General features: G+C 65.6%; 12 protein-coding genes. 6 read left to right on the top strand and 6 right to left on the bottom strand.

The window, feature by feature from the left end; translation table 11 throughout:
- Window positions 1–171: 171 nt before the first annotated feature.
- Window positions 172–1,533 (top strand): exodeoxyribonuclease VII large subunit, encoded by a 1,362-nt coding sequence (xseA, locus tag ACZ92H_RS19770; RefSeq protein ID WP_465050724.1) that lies wholly within the window; start codon window positions 172–174, stop codon window positions 1,531–1,533.
- 120 nt (window positions 1,534–1,653) lie between these two features.
- Here the strand turns inward: xseA and ACZ92H_RS19765 are convergent, their stop codons facing one another.
- The 6 genes from ACZ92H_RS19765 to ACZ92H_RS19740 all read right to left on the bottom strand — a co-directional run bounded on the left by ACZ92H_RS19765 (window position 1,654) and on the right by ACZ92H_RS19740 (window position 9,894).
- Entirely contained in the window at window positions 1,654–4,116 is a 2,463-nt protein-coding gene (locus ACZ92H_RS19765; RefSeq protein ID WP_465050723.1) for a TonB-dependent receptor, read from the bottom strand.
- A 106-nt stretch (window positions 4,117–4,222) separates the two neighbouring features.
- On the bottom strand, window positions 4,223–5,275 hold the full coding sequence (locus tag ACZ92H_RS19760; protein WP_465050722.1) for an ABC transporter ATP-binding protein: 1,053 nt from the start codon (window positions 5,273–5,275) through the stop codon (window positions 4,223–4,225).
- Between the two features lies 1 nt (window position 5,276).
- Window positions 5,277–6,641, bottom strand: coding sequence for a GH1 family beta-glucosidase (locus ACZ92H_RS19755; RefSeq protein ID WP_465050721.1), 1,365 nt, complete (start codon window positions 6,639–6,641; stop codon window positions 5,277–5,279).
- Between the two features lie 37 nt (window positions 6,642–6,678).
- On the bottom strand, window positions 6,679–7,527 hold the full coding sequence (locus ACZ92H_RS19750) for a carbohydrate ABC transporter permease (RefSeq protein ID WP_465050720.1): 849 nt from the start codon (window positions 7,525–7,527) through the stop codon (window positions 6,679–6,681).
- Window positions 7,524–8,519 (bottom strand): carbohydrate ABC transporter permease, encoded by a 996-nt coding sequence (locus ACZ92H_RS19745; RefSeq protein WP_131373832.1) that lies wholly within the window; start codon window positions 8,517–8,519, stop codon window positions 7,524–7,526. The genes ACZ92H_RS19750 and ACZ92H_RS19745 overlap by 4 nt, the downstream gene beginning before the upstream one ends.
- Before the next feature lie 43 nt (window positions 8,520–8,562).
- Window positions 8,563–9,894, bottom strand: a complete 1,332-nt coding sequence (locus tag ACZ92H_RS19740; protein WP_465050719.1) for an extracellular solute-binding protein — start codon at window positions 9,892–9,894, stop codon at window positions 8,563–8,565.
- 588 nt (window positions 9,895–10,482) lie between these two features.
- Here ACZ92H_RS19740 and ACZ92H_RS19735 point away from each other — a divergent pair.
- The 5 genes from ACZ92H_RS19735 (at window position 10,483) to ACZ92H_RS19715 (ending at window position 16,792) form a co-directional block, all read left to right on the top strand.
- Window positions 10,483–11,502 carry a LacI family DNA-binding transcriptional regulator gene (locus ACZ92H_RS19735; protein ID WP_131373833.1) on the top strand — a complete coding sequence of 340 codons (1,020 nt, stop codon included), beginning with the start codon at window positions 10,483–10,485 and terminating at the stop codon, window positions 11,500–11,502.
- Window positions 11,503–11,687: 185 nt separating this feature from the next.
- Complete coding sequence (gene sodB / locus ACZ92H_RS19730; RefSeq protein ID WP_071078930.1) at window positions 11,688–12,266, top strand: superoxide dismutase [Fe]; 579 nt, start codon at window positions 11,688–11,690, stop codon at window positions 12,264–12,266.
- A 150-nt stretch (window positions 12,267–12,416) separates the two neighbouring features.
- A complete protein-coding gene (locus ACZ92H_RS19725) occupies window positions 12,417–15,359 on the top strand; it encodes a sensor histidine kinase (protein WP_465050848.1) in 2,943 nt (980 codons plus the stop codon).
- A 114-nt stretch (window positions 15,360–15,473) separates the two neighbouring features.
- On the top strand, window positions 15,474–15,845 hold the full coding sequence (locus ACZ92H_RS19720) for a lysozyme inhibitor LprI family protein (protein ID WP_465050718.1): 372 nt from the start codon (window positions 15,474–15,476) through the stop codon (window positions 15,843–15,845).
- 80 nt (window positions 15,846–15,925) lie between these two features.
- The gene (locus tag ACZ92H_RS19715) at window positions 15,926–16,792 is read left to right on the top strand and encodes a Kdo hydroxylase KdoO (RefSeq protein ID WP_465050717.1); all 867 of its coding nucleotides are present in this window, start codon (window positions 15,926–15,928) and stop codon (window positions 16,790–16,792) included.
- The last annotated feature ends 24 nt before the right edge of the window (window positions 16,793–16,816 follow it).

Below are 16,816 nucleotides of genomic sequence, written 5' to 3'. Positions count from 1 at the left end.
CACTGATGTGCTTGATATTAAAGGACTTTTTCCCTGTGCACGCAAATCAAGCATCTGGAAATTCATCATGAAATCAAATACTTAGAAATAGAACTTGTTGTTTTGCAGGATATATGACATAAGCATTACCTCGCCGATAATTTGTGGACAGATCCTTTCCTCTCCCGCTTCATGATGACCGACAACCCGACTGACAGCGGCTTTGCCGCCCCGCCCGTGCTGACCGTCAGCGCCCTGAACCAGGCCGTTGCGCGCCTGCTTGAACGCTCGTTCCCGCTGACCTGGATCGCCGGCGAGATTTCCAACTTCACGCGGGCCGCCTCCGGCCACTGGTATTTCACGCTCAAGGACGATGGCGCCCAGGTGCGCGCCGTGATGTTCCGCGGCCGCGCCCAGTACGCGGGCTTCACGCCGCGCGAAGGCGACAAGGTGGAAGTGCGCGCCCTCGTCACCCTGTACGGCGCGCGCGGCGACTACCAGATCAACGTGGAAGCCATCCGCCGCGCCGGCGTGGGCGCCCTGTATGAAGCGTTCCAGCGCCTGAAGGAAAAGCTGGCCGCGCAAGGCCTGTTCGACCCCGAGCGCAAGCGCGCCATCCCCATGTTCGCGCGCACGATCGGCATCGTCACCAGCCCGCAGGCGGCGGCCCTGCGCGACGTGCTGACGGCCTTGCAGCGCCGCGCGCCGCACGTGGCCATCATCCTGTACCCCACGCCCGTGCAGGGCCAGCAGGCGCCGGAAAAGATCGCGCACGCCATCCGCACGGCATCGGCCAGGGCCGAGTGCGACGTGCTGCTGGTATGCCGTGGCGGCGGCAGCATCGAGGACTTATGGTCGTTCAACGATGAAGCCGTCGCGCATGCCATCGCCGGCTGCAGCATGCCCGTGATCAGCGGCGTGGGCCACGAGACGGATTTCACCATCGCCGACTTCGCGGCCGACCTGCGCGCGGCCACGCCGACGGCGGCGGCCGAACTGGCGGCCACGCCGCGCGCCGACTGGCTCGCGTCCCTGCGCGCGGACGCCACGGACCTGCGCCGCGCCATGCGCCGCCGCCTCGACGATGCGGCGCAGACCCTGGACCGCCACAGCCGCCGCCTGCTCAACCCCAAGGCGCAGCTGCAGCAGCAGCGCCTGCAGCTGCTGGCCCTGTCCACGGCCATGACGCACGCGGCGCGCGCGCCGCTGAACCAGTCGCACTACGCGCTGGAACGCCTGCGCTCGCGCTGGGCCAACCTGCGGCCCGACGTCACGGTGCCGCGCGCGCGCCTGGCGGAAGCGCAGCGGCGCAGCGGCGCGGCCATGGCCCAGCTGCTGACGCAGCGGCGCCACCGCCTCGATGGCCTGGCGGCGCAGCTGGAACTATTGAATCCCCAGCGCACCCTGGAGCGGGGCTACGCCATCGTGCGCGATGAAAAGGGCCATATCGTGCGCTCGCCCGCGCAGCTGCAGGCGCGCCAGAACGTCAACGTGCGCCTGGCCGAAGGCAGCGCGCAGGTCGGCATCGCCAGCGTGCAGGCCACGCTGGAATAAGCGCTGGAATAAGCGCTGGAATAACCGTTGACATAGCAAAAAAGGCCGGGGAAGCCCCCCGGCCCAACACCTGCCCTACTGAGTGGACTGCAACTGCGACTGCTCTTTCACGCTACGCCATCAGAACTTCATCGACACGCGCGCGCCAACCGTGCGCGGCGCGTTATAGAAGGCGCCGTAGATCTGCTGCGTGGGCTGGCATGGCATGCCCACGTCCGTGCACAGCTCCAGCACGTCGAGCTTCACGGCCTTGTCGGTGGCGTTCTGCACGAACGCTTCCACCGTGTAGGCCTTGTTGGCCGGCTGGAAGCGCAGGCTCAGGTCCAGCGTGGTGTACGCCTCCTGGCGCTTGACGCCGGCGTGGCCCGGCACGTCGCCGTTGAAAGCCCCCGCTCCCACGTACGACATGGTTTCATAGTGCACGGAAGCGCGCGGCGTGAGCTGGCCGCCGGCCACGTTGAAGTCGTGCTCGTACTGCACCGTGGTGGAGAACTTCGGCGCATGCTTCATGGTGCTGCCGCCCACGTTCACCAGCGGCGCCGTCGACCCGCAGGCCTGGCCATTCGCGCGCGCCGCATCCACGTCGCACGAGAGGAAATCGTCGTACACGGCTTTGAGCCAGGTGGCGTTGCCCGTCAGGCGGTCGACCTTCGTCGGACGCCACACCCATTCCGCTTCCAGTCCCTTGACGGTGGCGCCGGCCGCGTTGAAGTTGGCCAGCACGCTGTTGACCACCTGCGATTCGAGCTTGTCCTTGTACTTCATCACGAAGGCATCGAGGTTCAGGGTCAGTTCGCGGTTCAGCAAGTCCGACTTGAAACCGATTTCATAACTGGTCAGTTTTTCCGGCTTGGTGGTGGCGCCGCCGTCGCCCATGGCGGGCGAATGGAAACCCGTCGTCACGGAGCCGAACAGCAGGATATCGGGGCGCAGCTTGTATTCGATGCGGCCCAGCCACGTGGCTTGCCCATACTTCAGGTCCGCCGTGTTGTCGCCCGGCGTGTTGCCGCAGGTGGCCGCCGTGATGGCGCCGCCCGGCCCGATATTGTGCGTGTTGGCCAGGCCCGTGCCTGGCGTGACCAGCTGCGCCATCTGGTCCGGCGTGAGCACGGTGGTGCCCAGCGGCGTATTTGCGGGCCAGTTCGGGCAAGCCCAGTTCTGCCCGCCGATGTCGAATTTATGGTCTTTCGTGTAGCGCGCACCGGCCGTCAGCTTGACCTGGTCCGTCACTTGCTGGCTGACCTGGCCGAACACGGCCTTTGATTTCAGCTGGCGGTCGCCCTGGATGAAGGACATCGACGAGGCATACTGGCCCACGGTGGGCTGCACGAAGATCACGGCGCCGTTGGCGATATCCTGCTGCACGGCCGCCTGCGAAATCTGGCTGCGGTCGATATCGAAGCGCACCTTGTTCTTCTCATTGAAGAGGAACAGCCCCGCCACCCACTGGAATGGCGCCTCGTCGTCCGAGCGCGCCTGCAGCTCGTGCGAATAGCTGTCGAACTGCGCCCAGTCCGTGCGGTTTTCCGACTTGAAGCCGGGGAACAGGCCCGCGTCCGCGTCGTTGCTGTTCTGGCGCTTGTAGCGGCTCCAGCTGCCCAGGTAGGTGAAGTCCAGCGACTCCGTCGGCTTGTAATTGAGCTTGCCCTTGTAGGTCAAAATCGACTGGTCGAGGGTGCCCGGCGTGTCGATCAGGGCCGAGCGCAGTTTTTCGCCGGGCTTCGGTTCGGCCGCCAGGAAGACATTGCCGGCGCCCTGGTCGAGGAAGTAATCGGCGATGAAAGTGCCGCGCAGCTGCGGCGTGAATTTCCACAGCAGCGAGGCGCGCACGCCCATCTGGTCGCCGGCGCCATACTTGGCCGTGCCGGGCATCACGTTCGAGCCGCGGCGGAAGTCCACCGTGCCGTCGTGGCTATCCTTGATGGCGGCGATGCGCAGCGCCACGTCGTCGGAAAACGGAATGTTGATCATGCCCTGCGTCTGCAGGTGGCGGTAGTCGCCCACGGTGATGCCGGCCGAGCCCATGAACTTGGAGGTATTCGGCGCGGCCGACACCAGGTTGACGGCGCCCGCCGTGGAATTGCGGCCATTCAGGGTGCCCTGCGGTCCGCGCGCCACCTCCACGTGGGAAAGGTCATACATCAGTGCCGTGGCGCCCTGAGGGCGCGGCGAGTACACGCCGTCGACATAGAAGGCGACAGCCGGATCGCCCAGCTCCGTGTGGTTGGCCGATCCCACGCCGCGCATGTAGACGTGCACGCCGCCCGAATCGCCATGCTGCTCGACGACCAGGCTGGGCACCATGGTGGCCAGCGACGCCAGGTCTTTCACTTGGTTGTTTTGCAGGGTGTCCTGGTTGAAGGCGGTGACGGCCAGCGGCGTCTCCTGCACGAAGGTGTTGCGGCGCGTGGCCGTGACGACGATGCGGTCCATCTGCTCGCCTCCGGACTGCGCCGTTTCGGTAGGCGCCGTGGCCGTATCGGCTGGCTGCGCCAGCGCGGCGGCGCTGCCCAGCAGGATGAACTGGGCGAACGTCGCATGCGCCAGGCTGAGGGCGATGGTATTGCGTTTAAGCTGTTGCATTTTTTTTGTCTCCTGTACCGCTGGTTGAATGATGATCACATAGCTCTGTGGCTACTGCTGCACATTTTTTGGGTGTCAAGCTCGGGTCATGGGGCCTCCGTGCGGGTCAGTGGGTGGCCACGGCGCGCCCGCCCGTGTCGAACAAATAGGCATGGCCCTCTTCCGGCGCGAAGCCGATGCCGCTGCCCTGCGCCAGGCTGTGGCGCGCCTCGCCGTGCAGCTTGATGGCCACCGCGTGCGCGCTGCCGTCAATGCGCTCGTCCAGCGTGGCGTGGATGATCTGCGCGTCGCCCAGCTGCTCGATCAGGGTGACGGTGGCGCCATAGCCCTCCCCGCGCGGCACCAGGCGCAGGTGCTCGGGGCGGATGCCGACCAGCATGCCGGCTGCGCCGCCCAGCTGGCGCGCCAGGGCCGGCACGGCGGCGCACGGCAAAAAGTTCATGCGCAGGGCGCCGATGAAACCGGCGACGAACCGGCTGGCCGGATGGCGGTACAGCTCCAAAGGCGCGGCCACCTGCTCCAGGTGGCCGCCGTGGAAGACGGCGACCCGGTCACCGAGGGTCATGGCTTCCACCTGGTCGTGGGTGACGTAGATCATGGTCGTGCCCAGCTCCTGGTGCAGCTTGGCCAGCTCGATGCGCGTCTGCACGCGCAGCGAGGCATCGAGGTTGGACAGCGGCTCGTCGAACAGGAAGACCTTGGGCTGGCGCACGATGGCGCGGCCGATGGCCACGCGCTGGCGTTCGCCGCCCGACAGGGCTTTCGGCTTGCGGTCGAGCAGGTGCGTGATCTGCAGGATCTCCGCCACCTTGCCCACGGCCGCGCGCACTTCGGCTTCGGGCCTGCCCGCCAGTTTCAAGGCAAAGCCCATGTTGTCGCGCGCCGACATGTGCGGGTACAGGGCGTAGCTCTGGAAGACCATGGCGATGCCCCGCTCGGCCGGCGCCACGTCGTTGGCCAGCAGGTCGCCGATGCGCAGCTGGCCCGCGCTGATGTCTTCCAGTCCCGCGATCATGCGCAGCAGGGTCGACTTGCCGCAGCCGGAAGGGCCGACGAAGACCATGAATTCGCCATCCAGGATGTCGAGGTCCAGGCCCTTGATGATTTCCGGGCCGTCGCCGTAGGTCTTGCGGATGCCGCGCAGGGAGATGGCGGCCATGTCAGCGCGCCCCTGCCAGGACAGGCGCATCGGCATGCGCGGCGCGCTGCGCGGCGATGAAGTCGCGGTACCACAGGGCGCTGTCCTTGAAGCTGCGCTGCTGCGTGGCGTAGTCGACGTACAGCATGCCGAAGCGCTTGGCGTAACCCGAGTTCCATTCGAAGTTGTCCATCAGGCTCCAGTAGAAATAGCCGCGCACGTCGATGCCCTGGGCGATCACGGCGCGCAAGGCGTCCAGGTGCAGCTGCACGTACTCGATGCGCGCCTCGTCGTGCACCTTGCCGTCGACCAGCTTGTCGTTGACGGCCATGCCGTTTTCCGTGATGTAGACGGGCGGCAGCCGGTATTCGCGGTGCAGGCCCACCAGCAGTTCCGTCAAGCCTTGCGGATAGGTTTCCCAGCCCATGTCGTTGACGCCCAGCTTGCATTCCGGCTTGCGCGGCGGCGTCTCGGCGCTCATGAAAGCGCGCGTGTAATAGTTCACGCCGAGGAAGTCGATGGGCTGCTTGATATCTGTGAAATCGTTTTCAAAGATAGCCAAAGCTGAAGCGTCGGCGTGTTTCAGGGCCAGTGCCGGGTAGCGGCCCTTGAAGATGGCGTCCATGTACCACTGCACCGAGCGCGCATATTCGAGCTCGGCCAGTTCGCGGTCCTGGGCGCTGTCGGTGGCGGGCGTGGCCGTCCACTGATTGAGCACGATGCCCAGCTTGGCCGGCGCGTTCACGGCGCGCATGGCCTGCATGGCCAGGCCGTGCGACAGCAGCAAGTGGTGCGACACTTGCACGGCGGCGGCGGGGTCGGCCATGCCGGGCGCGAACTGGCCCGTGCCGTGGCCCAGCACGGCCGTGCACCATGGCTCGTTGTGCGTGGCGATGCTGGCGACCTTGTGGCCGAAGCGGCGCGCCACCTCGGCCGCATAGGCGGCGAAGTGGTAGCAGGTGGCGCGATTGAGCCAGCCGCCCTCGTCCTGCAGGGCTTGCGGCAAGTCCCAGTGGTACAGGGTCAGGTGCGCATCGAGCCCCTTGGCGGCCAGGGCGTCGAGCAGGCGCGCATAGAAATCGAAGCCGGCTTCGTTCCAGGCGCCGGAACCCGCGGGCTGCACCCTCGACCAGGACATGGAAAAGCGGTAGGCGTTCACGCCCAGCGCGGCGATCAATTCCACATCGTCCGCGTAGCGGTGGTAGTGGTCGCAGGCCACGTCGCCGTTGCTGCCGTCGATGATCTTGCCGTCCGTGTGGCTGAAGGTATCCCAGATGGACGGGCCGCGGCCGTCAATGGCGGCGGCGCCCTCGATCTGGTAGGCGCTGGTGGCCACGCCCCAGGTGAAGGTGGCGGGAAAGTTGGTGTCGATGTCGTCGTTATGCATGGTGGTTTGTGTAGTGTCAGTGGTTTAAAAGATGGGTTTAACCCTTCACGGCGCCCTGGGTCAGGCCTTCGATCAGGCGCTTCGAGGCGACAAAAAACATCAGCAGCAGCGGCAGCACGGCGATGGCGGCACCCGTCATCAAGGCGCCCCACTCCGTGTTGTTCGGCGCCTGCATGCTGCGCAGGGCCAGCGGGATCGTGTAGTTCTCGACCGAGCGCATGACGACCAGCGGCGTGATGAAATTGTTCCAGGAATTGATGAAGGTGATCAGGCCCAGGGTGCCCATGGCGGGGCCGATCAGCGGCAGCACGACTCTCCAGTAGATGGCGAATTCGCCGCAGCCGTCGATGCGCGCCGCCTCGATCAAATCCTTCGGTATCGCCGTGCCGATGTACTGGCGCATGAGGAAAATGCCCAGCGCGCCGGCCGCACCCGGCACGTACAGGGCGCGCGGCTGGTCCAGCCATCCGAGGAAATCCATCAGCATGAAGGTCGGAATCATGTTCATGAAGGAGGGGATGATCATCGACGCCATCACCAGCGTAAACAGGGGCCGCTTGAAACGGAACTCGTACATGGCGAAGGCATAGCCGCCCAGCGAACAGAAGAACAAGGTCAAGACGGTGGTCATCAGGGCCACGTACAGGCTGATGCCGATATTGCGCCAGAATGGCAGGCGCTCCTGCAGCAGTTCCAGGTTGTGCAGCAGGGCCGTGCCGAACCAGCGCGGCGGCGGCAGGCTGTAAATCTCGGCGCTCGTGTGCGTGGCGAAGACGAACATGAAATAGAACGGCGCGACCATGATCAGGGCGCCGACGGCCACCATGGCGTAGGCCGTCCAGCGGGTGCTGGCCGCGCCGGCATGGTGGTGGGTCAATGTGCTCATTTGGCCTCCTTGCGTTCCTGCCGTTCGTTGCGGCTGAAGATGCGGTTGTTCACCCAGGTAGTGCTGGCGATGATAAGGAACAGCAGCCAGGAAATGGCCGACGCCGTGCCGAAGTCGCCCGAGGAAAACGCCGTCTTGTAGACGAAGATGGCCGTCGTCATCACGGACTGGCTCACGCCGCTCGACTCGGCCACCAGCACGAACGGTTCCTCGAACAGCTGCAAATTGCCCATGATGGTGAGGGTCACGGCCAGGTAGATCATGGGCCGCAGCTGCGGCAGCGTGATGTGCCAGAACTGCTGGCGCTTCGAGGCGCCATCGATGGTGGCCGCTTCGTACAGATCCTTCGGTATCACCTGCAAGGCAGACAGATACAGCACCAGGTTCCAGCCCAGGTAGCGCCAGAAAATCACGAAGGCGACGGCCGGCTTGATGAACAGCGAGCTGCCCAGCCAGTCGATGGATTCGGCCGGGAACAGAGCGCCGACCAGCGGCAGGCTGGCGCACCATTGGAGCAGCACATTGATCTGCCCGTAGTCGCGCGAGAACAGGGTGTTGAAGACCATGGCGATGGCCACGCTGGAGGTGATGAACGGTAAAAAGTAAATGCCGATCACCAGGTTGCGCGAACGCTTGAAGCTGTTGTGGATGAAGGCCGCCAGCGGAATGGCCACCAGGTGCTGCGGCACGCCCGAGGCCAGCGCCAGCCACAGCGTATTGCCCAGCGAGCGCAAAAACCACGGGTCGCTCAGCGCGTACCTGTAATTGTCCAGCCCCACCCACTGCATGGCTTCCACGCCGCTGGCCGCCTCCCACTGGTTGAAGGACAGGTAGATGGAAAACAGCAGGGGGAACAAGCTGAAGACGGCGAACAGGATGAAAAAAGGGCTGATGAAAATGTACGGCGCCCACTTCTTCATGTTGAAGCGCTTCTTGACGGGCCGCGCCGTGGCAGGCGCGCCTTGCGCCAGCGATGCGGAGGGTGCGCTCATGGACGGCCTCCGCCATGCGTTTGATGAGGTTTCATGCCGGTTCCTAGCGCCGCGCGCGGTGGGTGATCAGGGCCTTGGCGTCGGCCAGCGCCGTCTTGATGTCCTTGTTTTGCGCCAGTACGCTCTCCAGTTCCATGTTGACGATATCGCGTGCCACGGCATCGAACTTGTCGACGCGGATGACGGGTATCCTTGCCGCCGTCTCGCGCGCCAGCAGCCGCGTCTTCTGGCCGCCGAAATACGCTTGCGGCTCGTCCATCATCGGGTCCGCATAGGCCGCCTTGAGGGCCGGGAAGGCGCCGATTTCTTTCAGCGAATGCAGCTGGATGTCCTTGTTCACCGTCATGAACTTGATGAATTCCCACGCCTGGGTTTTATTTGCCGCCTTTCTCGGGATGCCGTAGAAGGAGCCGCCGTACGACGCCAGCGCGCCGGCCGGCAGGTTCGCCGCGCGCCACTGTCCCCTGGAATCGGGCGCCAGCCACTTGGCCAGGTGGCCGCTGAGCCACGAGCCCATCATCTGGCTGGCTACCTTGTCGCGCTTGAAGCCTTCGGCCCACTCGCCTGTCCACGCCACGGTGCGCGCATCGATGCCGGCCACGCGCGCCGCCTTGGCCAGTTCGAACGCTTTCACGAAGCGGGGCGAGTCGACCAGCACCTGGCCCTTGTCGCCAAAATATATGCCCTCGCCATCCTTCAGGTTGGCGCGGATAACGATGTCGGCCAGGTCGCTGGCGCCGGCCAGCAGATAGGTGCCCGTGGCGGCCTTGAGCTTCTTGCCGGCGGCGATGTAGGACTCCCACGATTGCGTCAGGTCGGCCTCCTTGATGCCCGCCTTGTCCATCAGATCCTTGCGGTAGAACAGGGTGCCCGGCCCCAGGTCGGCCGGCATGGCGCCCAGGGTGCCGCGCGAACTGGTGGCCTGCACGAAAGTGAACGGCACGAACTGGGCGCGGTACTGCCCTGCCCCGTACGGCGCCTGCAGGAGGTCTTCCATGCCCTTCGATTCGGCGAAGCTGCCGACATAGCGGAAGTCGATGGCCATCACGTCGGGCAGGCGCGCGCCGGCGGCCAGCGCCGTCGTCATCGAGTTATGGTGGTCGTCGATCTGCAGGCTGACCAGCTTGACCTTCACTTGCGGATACAGCTTTTCCCACAGGGGCAAGGCCGTCTTCACGGCGCGGTCCAGGTCGGGGAACGAGGCGACGGTGATGGTGGCGGGCGCCAGTGCGGGGGACGCCGGCGCGGCTGGCGCGGTGGCGGGAGCGGCGGCGGCGGCGGCGGCTGATGCGGCGCAGGCCATGCCGGTGGCCAGGGTCAGCGCGGACAGCAGGGACGCGCCAGGCAAGGCTGCGCCAAGGGTGCTTGACTTCATTGATTCATCTCCGATTATTGAGCGTCTTCTATCTTGAAAACGTTTTCACAGCATGTATCCATTTAACACCGCATCGAAAATGAAGTCAATCAGAAAAGTTGTCATTTTTATCGACGTCATCGCGGCACGACGGGCGCCGGTGCGCGGATTCTCCTATGAAAAGCCGCGAAAATGCGCTGCCCTGAAGGCTGTTGTTTTTTATGAAAACGTTTTCACGTGCGCGCCGGCGTAGGTCGGATTAACGCTACGCGCGTAATCCGACGCATTGTTGGCGGCTAGGGGCTCGGGACTGGCGCATTGTTGCGGCGTAGCGCGGCGCGGCCGATGCGGCGCCGGCTGGGCTTGGGCTGGGCGGCGTAGGGGCCAGCGCCGCAATGTCGGCTTACGCCCTGCGGGCCAAGCCGACCTACGCCTATCCCGATCAACGCCGACCAACGCCGGCCAACGCATGCCTGCAGCGGTCGCGCCCCATCTGCGCCAGCGCCGCCCTCGCCCGGTCTGCGGCGGGAGCGTCCTTTTATGGTAATCTTTCACTGAAAAGGTTTTCAGAGCACTGAAGGCCCGTCCTCTCGATACCCAGGAACCGCCTTGACCGATAGCGCCCACGCCGCCCCTCCCTCCACCCTGCTCGACGTCGCCCGCCAGGCCGGCGTGTCGCCCAGCACCGTCTCGCGCATCCTCAACGGCACGGCCAAGGTGTCCGACGACAAGCGCGACGCCGTGCTGGCAGCCATTGCGCAGATGAAATTCGCGCCCAACCAGATGGCGCAGGGCCTGAAGAAGGGCCGCTCGATGACCATCGGCATCGTGGTGCAGGATATTTCCAGCCCTTTCTTCGATGAAAGCCTGCGCGGCGTGGACGATGGATTGAAGGGCACGGGCTATGCGTCCGTCATCGTCAGCGGCCACTGGAACGCGCAGGAAGAGGAAGACCGCATCCGCCTGCTGCTGGCGCGCAAGGTCGACGGCATCATCCTGCTGTCGGGGCGCATTTCGGACGCGAGCGTGCTCGAATTCTCGCAGCAGCGGCCCATTGTCTCGACAGGCCGCCTGCTCGCGACGAAAAGCGCCATCGGCTTCAAGCTCGACAACGAATACGGCGCCTACCTGGCCGTGCGCCACCTGGTGGAACTGGGGCACCGGCGCATCGCCTTTGTCGCCGGCCCCGCCAACAACACGGATGCGGCCGAACGCCTGACAGGCTACCGGCGCGCGCTGCGCGAGGCGGACATCGCCATCGATCCAAAGCTGATGGTGGAAGGCGATTTCCACGAGGCAAGCGGAATGCTGGCCATGAACCAGTTGTTTGACACGCATCAGCAGTTCAGCGCCGTCTTCGCCGCCAACGACTTGTCTGCCTATGGCGTGCGCCTGTGCCTGTACCGCAAGGGCATCCGCGTGCCCGACGACATCTCGCTGGTGGGCTTCGATGACTTGCCCGGCTCGTCCTACACGACGCCGCCGCTGACCACCATCCACCAGCCCCTGTACGACATCGGCCGCATCGCCACGGAGGCACTGCTGGGGCTGATCAATGGCGAAGCCGTGCAGGCCGCCATTCCGCCGTTGGCCCTGATCGTCCGGGAAACGACGCGCCGTTTTCGCTAGGGCCGGCGCTGAACGAGAATCACTACGCGAAGCGCGCCGCCAACGCATGCCGGAATCTGCAGCAATGGCGCATCCGCTTTACAATAGTGGCTCGTTCAGCAAGAATGCTTGGTTCAAGCACGCAAGGCTCAACCCTCCGGCCGCAGGCTGGAAGACTCCGAACACTCACCACAAAGGGACATCACATGGAACATACTCTGCCACCACTGCCGTATGAAATGGACGCTCTGGCGCCGCATATTTCGAAAGAAACCCTGGAATACCACTATGCCAAGCATCACCAGGCGTATGTCACCAACTTGAACAACCTGATCAAGGGTACCGAGTTCGAGAACCTGTCGCTGGAAGAGATCATCAAGAAATCGTCGGGCGGCATCTTCAACAACGCGGCCCAGGTGTGGAATCACACCTTCTACTGGAACGGCATGAAGCCAGCCGGCGGCGGCGCGCCTACCGGTGCGGTGGCTGACGCGATCAACGCGAAATGGTCGTCGTTCGACAAGTTCAAGGAAGAATTCACCAAGTCGTGCGTGGGCAACTTCGGTTCGGGCTGGACCTGGCTGGTGCAAAAAGCCGACGGCTCGGTCGACATCGTCAACACTTCGAACGCCGGCTGCCCGCTGACCACCGGCGACAAGCCGCTGCTGACCTGCGACGTGTGGGAACACGCCTACTACATCGACTACCGCAACCTGCGCGCCAAGTACGTGGAGACGTTCTGGGGCCTGGTCAACTGGGAATTCGTTGCCAAGAACTTCGCGTAAGCGACCTTGACAACGTAGGGCAAAAAGAAGCCTGCGCCACACCGCGCAGGCTTTTTTTTTGTCCGCTGCACGGCAGGGCGCTGCGCTACAATCAGCATCTTCCCACCTCGCCCTGCCCCGATGCCCGCTCGCCTGTTGCGCCGCCTGTTGATGTTGTCCCTGCTGGCGCTGCACCTGCACGCGTGCCCGGCCACTCTCTCTCCCCTGCTGTCCGACTATACCCACAACGCCTGGGGCGCCTTGCAAGGTGCGCCCGTCGATGTGCTGAAATTCGCCCAGGGCAAGGATGGATGGCTGTGGATCGCCACGGCCACCGGCTTGTACCGCTACGATGGCGTGCGCTTCGACCGCGTCGACAGCGTGTACGGGCACCGCCTGCCGTCCAGCAATGTGCTGGGGCTGGCCACGCCGCCGGACGGCGCCGTCTGGGTCGGCTACCGGCTGGGGGGCGTCAGCGTCTTTCGCCCGGATGGCGCGCGCACCTACCGGGAAGCGGACGGCTTGCCGTCAGGCGCCGTGTTCCATATCGAGGCGGCGCCCGACGGCGCCATCTGGGTCGGCACGCGCGACGGCGCGGCGCGCCTGGCGCCGGGCGCCGACCGCTTCGAAGCGCAGGCCGCCAACGTGGGCCTGCCGGACAAGCGCGTGTACCAGATCCTGTTCGGACGCGACGGCACGCAGTGGATGGGTACCATGCATGGCGCCTTTTTCCGCAAGCCGGGCCAGGCGCGCTTTTCCCGGGCCTGGCCGCGCACCATGCTCACCAGCATGGACGAGGCGCCCGATGGCGCCATCTGGGCGGTCGACACGCAAAGCAATTACTACCGCGTGCGCACCAGCGCACCGCGCGGCGATGCGCCCATCCGCCCCGACGCCAGGGGCAACAGCATCCGCTTCGACCGCGCCGGCACCACATGGCTGATGCAGCCCGACGGCATTGAACGCAAGCTCGATCCTTCCGGCCCCGGCCTGCCGGCGCAGCGCCTGACGCGCCAGAACGGCATCAGCGGCCCGCTGCCGCAATCGTCGTTCCAGGACCGCGAAGGCAATCTGTGGTTCGGCACTTCGACGGGCCTGGACCGGCTGCGGCCGAACCGCCTGCAGACCTTGCCCGTCGCCGTGCCCTTCGACCATCCCGGCATGCTGCCGGGACCCGATGGCGACGTGTGGATCGGCGACTACGTGGGCGACGTGCGCAGCTTTACCGCCGACGGCGTGAAAAAGGTGGTACTGAAAGGGACGCTGGCGGCCAGCCACTGGGCGCCCGATGGCACGCTATGGCTGGGCAACGAGCGGGAGCTGCATCACCGCGCGCGCAACGGCGCGATGACGCGCGTGGTGCCGCCCGTGCTGGGACTCGATCCGCAGGCGCTGCAGCAGGACCGCGCAGGCGACCTGTGGGCCTCCTTCTCGGGCGGCGGCCTGTTTCGCCTCAGCGACGGACAGTGGCTGGCGAATGGCGGCCTGTCCGGCTTGCCGACGGCGCTGACGACGGCCATGGCGATCGACGGCGCCGGCACCGTCTGGCTGGGCCACGCCGACAATACACTCAGCCTGGTTGCCGACGGCCAGCGCGCCGGCGCCGTCAGGCGTATCGGCGCGCCTGACGGCCTGCAAGTGGGCACCGTGCTGCAGCTGTACCGCGATGGTGACATGATGTGGGCGGGCGGCGAAAACGGCGTGGCACTGTACCGCGCCGGGCGCTTCCAGATGCTGCGCGGCGCGCGCGGCGCCGCGTTTCGCGGCGTGTCGGGCATCGTGCGCCTGCCCGATGGCGACCTGTGGCTGCATGGCGCGGACGGCATCGACCATATCGGCGCCGCCAGCCTGGCCGCGTGGATGCATGACGGCAGCGCAGTCGATTCGGAACGCTTCGATGCGCTCGACGGCTTGCAGGGCCATGCCTCGCAGCTGCGCCCCGTGCCCTCGCTGATCCATGCGCCCGATGGCAAGCTGTGGTTTTCCACCTCGGCCACCATCGCCATGCTCGATCCGCTGCACATCCGCCGCAACCGCCTGCCGCCGCCCGTGCAAATCCACAGCTTGCTGGCCGATGGCGTGCACTACGCGCTGCATGACGGCAAGGCGCTGCGCCTGCCGCAAGGCAGCCGGAACCTGCAGATCGGCTTCACGGCGCCAAGCCTGTCGATGCCGGAACGCGTGCGCCTGCGCTACCGTCTGGCGGGCGTGGACGCCGGCTGGCAAGAGGCGGTGGGACGCCGCGAAGCGTACTACACCAATCTCGCCCCCGGCAGCTACCGCTTCGACGTCACGGCGGCCAACGAAGACGGCGTCTGGAATACGCAGGGAGCACAGCTCGATATCGTCATCTCGCCCACCTTCGTGCAGACACCGTGGTTCGTGCTGCTGCTGGCGCTGGGCGGCGCGCTGCTGCTGTACGGCGGTTACGCGCTGCGCATCCGGCGGCTGACGCACAACATGCAGGAGCGGCTGCAGGAGCGCTTGCAGGAGCGCCTGGCCGAACGCTCGCGCATCGCCCGTTCGCTGCACGACACCCTGCTGCAAAGCGTGCAAGGCCTGATCCTGTCCTTTCATGCGCATGCGGACCTGCTGCCCAAGGGCACGCGCGAACGGGCGCGCCTCGATGGCACGCTCAACCTGGCAGACCAGCTGCTGATCGAGGGCCGCGACCAAATCATGGACTTGCGCACTGCGGCCGAACCGGACGAACTGCGGCTGGCGCTGCAGCAATTCGGCAAGGGGCTGGCCGAACACCGCGCGCACGCCTTCACGGTGCATGTCGGCGGCATCTGCCGGCGCCTGCAGCCGCGCGTGCACGACGAGATCTATGCCATCGCGCGCGAAGCGCTATTCAACGCCTCGCGCTATGCCGAGGCGGCAAACATCGTGCTGGAGCTGGACTATGCGGAACCGGCATTCACGCTGCGCGTGCGCGACGACGGCTGCGGCCTCGCTGACGCCGTCGCGCAAACGGGCCAGCGGCCCGGCCACTGGGGCCTGGTCGGCATGCGCGAGCGCGCCGCCGGCATCGAGGCCAGCCTGCGCATCGACAGCCGGCCCGGCGCCGGCACGCAGATCGAAGTGCGCGTGCCGGGCCGCCTGGCCTACTGACGGCGCTGGCGGAGCGGCTGCGCAAGCGTCCGCCCCCTGGATGGAAAATGTCGTACGATGTGCGGGAGCTCGTCATGCTCGCCCATCTCACTGCGCCCTTTCAGAAAGCACGCCATGAAAAAACTGATACTTGCGCTGCTGGTATCCGCCTGCACGTCCGCCTTCGCCAACTCCGCCTGCGACACGCCGCGCAACGACTTCGACGGCCTGTATTGCCTGAACAAGGTGTACCAGGAAGCGGACAAGGAATTGAACGCCAACTACAAGGCCCTGGCCGCCAAGCTCGATGCCAATGGCAAGCAAACCTTGAAATCGGGCCAGCTGGCGTGGATCGACAAGCGCAACAAGAACTGTTCGAAGCGCGAATCCTCGGGCTTCTATGTCAATCTCGATTGCGCCACCCAGACCACCATCGAACGGGCCCAGTTCCTGCAGGACCGCGTGCGCGAATGCGCGAGCGCCGGCTGCCAGAACAGCAAACTGTAAGGACTTCCTGCGCCAGCGCAAACGGCGTGGCCGGCAAGCGCCTAGACTGGCGGCTCCGCTTCTTTACTCCCCTTATGTCCATGAGCCAGCTTGTCGACATTTCTCTCAGCCAGTGGAACGCCAGCGCCAGTCCGGCGCAGCAGACGGCGGCCCTGCAGGCGCTCGAAGACGGGCAGCTGGTACGGCTGCCCGGCCTGGCTTTTCCTTTGCAATCAGAAGAATTCCCGCTCCTCAACGGCGTGGGCGGCAGCGCCAAGAATATCAGCTGGGATGCCGCGCGCGGCGTGCGCGGCCATGGCAACGCCTATGACGCGGCCCTGCTGGCCGCGCTGATGCAGCGCTATGCGCGGCACACGCACCGCTTGCTGGCCAGCCTGCTACCCCGCTATCAACCCCACTTGCAACAGGGCAAGGGCAGCTTCCGCCCCGTGGAAATCGCCGGCAGGGTGACGTCCTGGCGCAAGGACGACACGCGCCTGCATGTCGACAGTTTCCCCGCCTCGCCCACGCAGGGCAAGCGCATCCTGCGCGTGTTTACCAACATCCACCCGCACGACGCGCCCCGCGTGTGGAAACTCGGCCCCCCTTTCGAGCAGGTGGCGCAGCGCTTCCTGCCAGCGGCGAGGCGGCCATGGCCGGGGGTAGCCCCCCTGCTGCAGTGGCTGAATGTCACCAAATCGCGCCGCACGCCCTATGATCACTACATGCTGCAGCTGCACGACGCCATGAAGGCCGATCCCGTTTACCAGACGCAAGTGGAACAGCACACCCATGCGTTCGCGCCAGGCCAGACCTGGATCGTCTTCAGCGACGTGGTATCGCATGCGGCCCTGCGCGGACAGCATGCGCTGGAGCAAACCTGGCTGCTGCCCGTGCACGCCATGGCCGATCCCGTAAAAGCGCCGCTGGCCATCCTCGAGCGCCAGCTGGGCCGCCCGCTCGTGTAGCGGACGGCTCTCCTGCCGCTACAC

It is taken from the genome of Janthinobacterium foliorum, from assembly GCF_978021625.1.
This window is presented reverse-complemented; position numbering and strand designations above follow the sequence as displayed.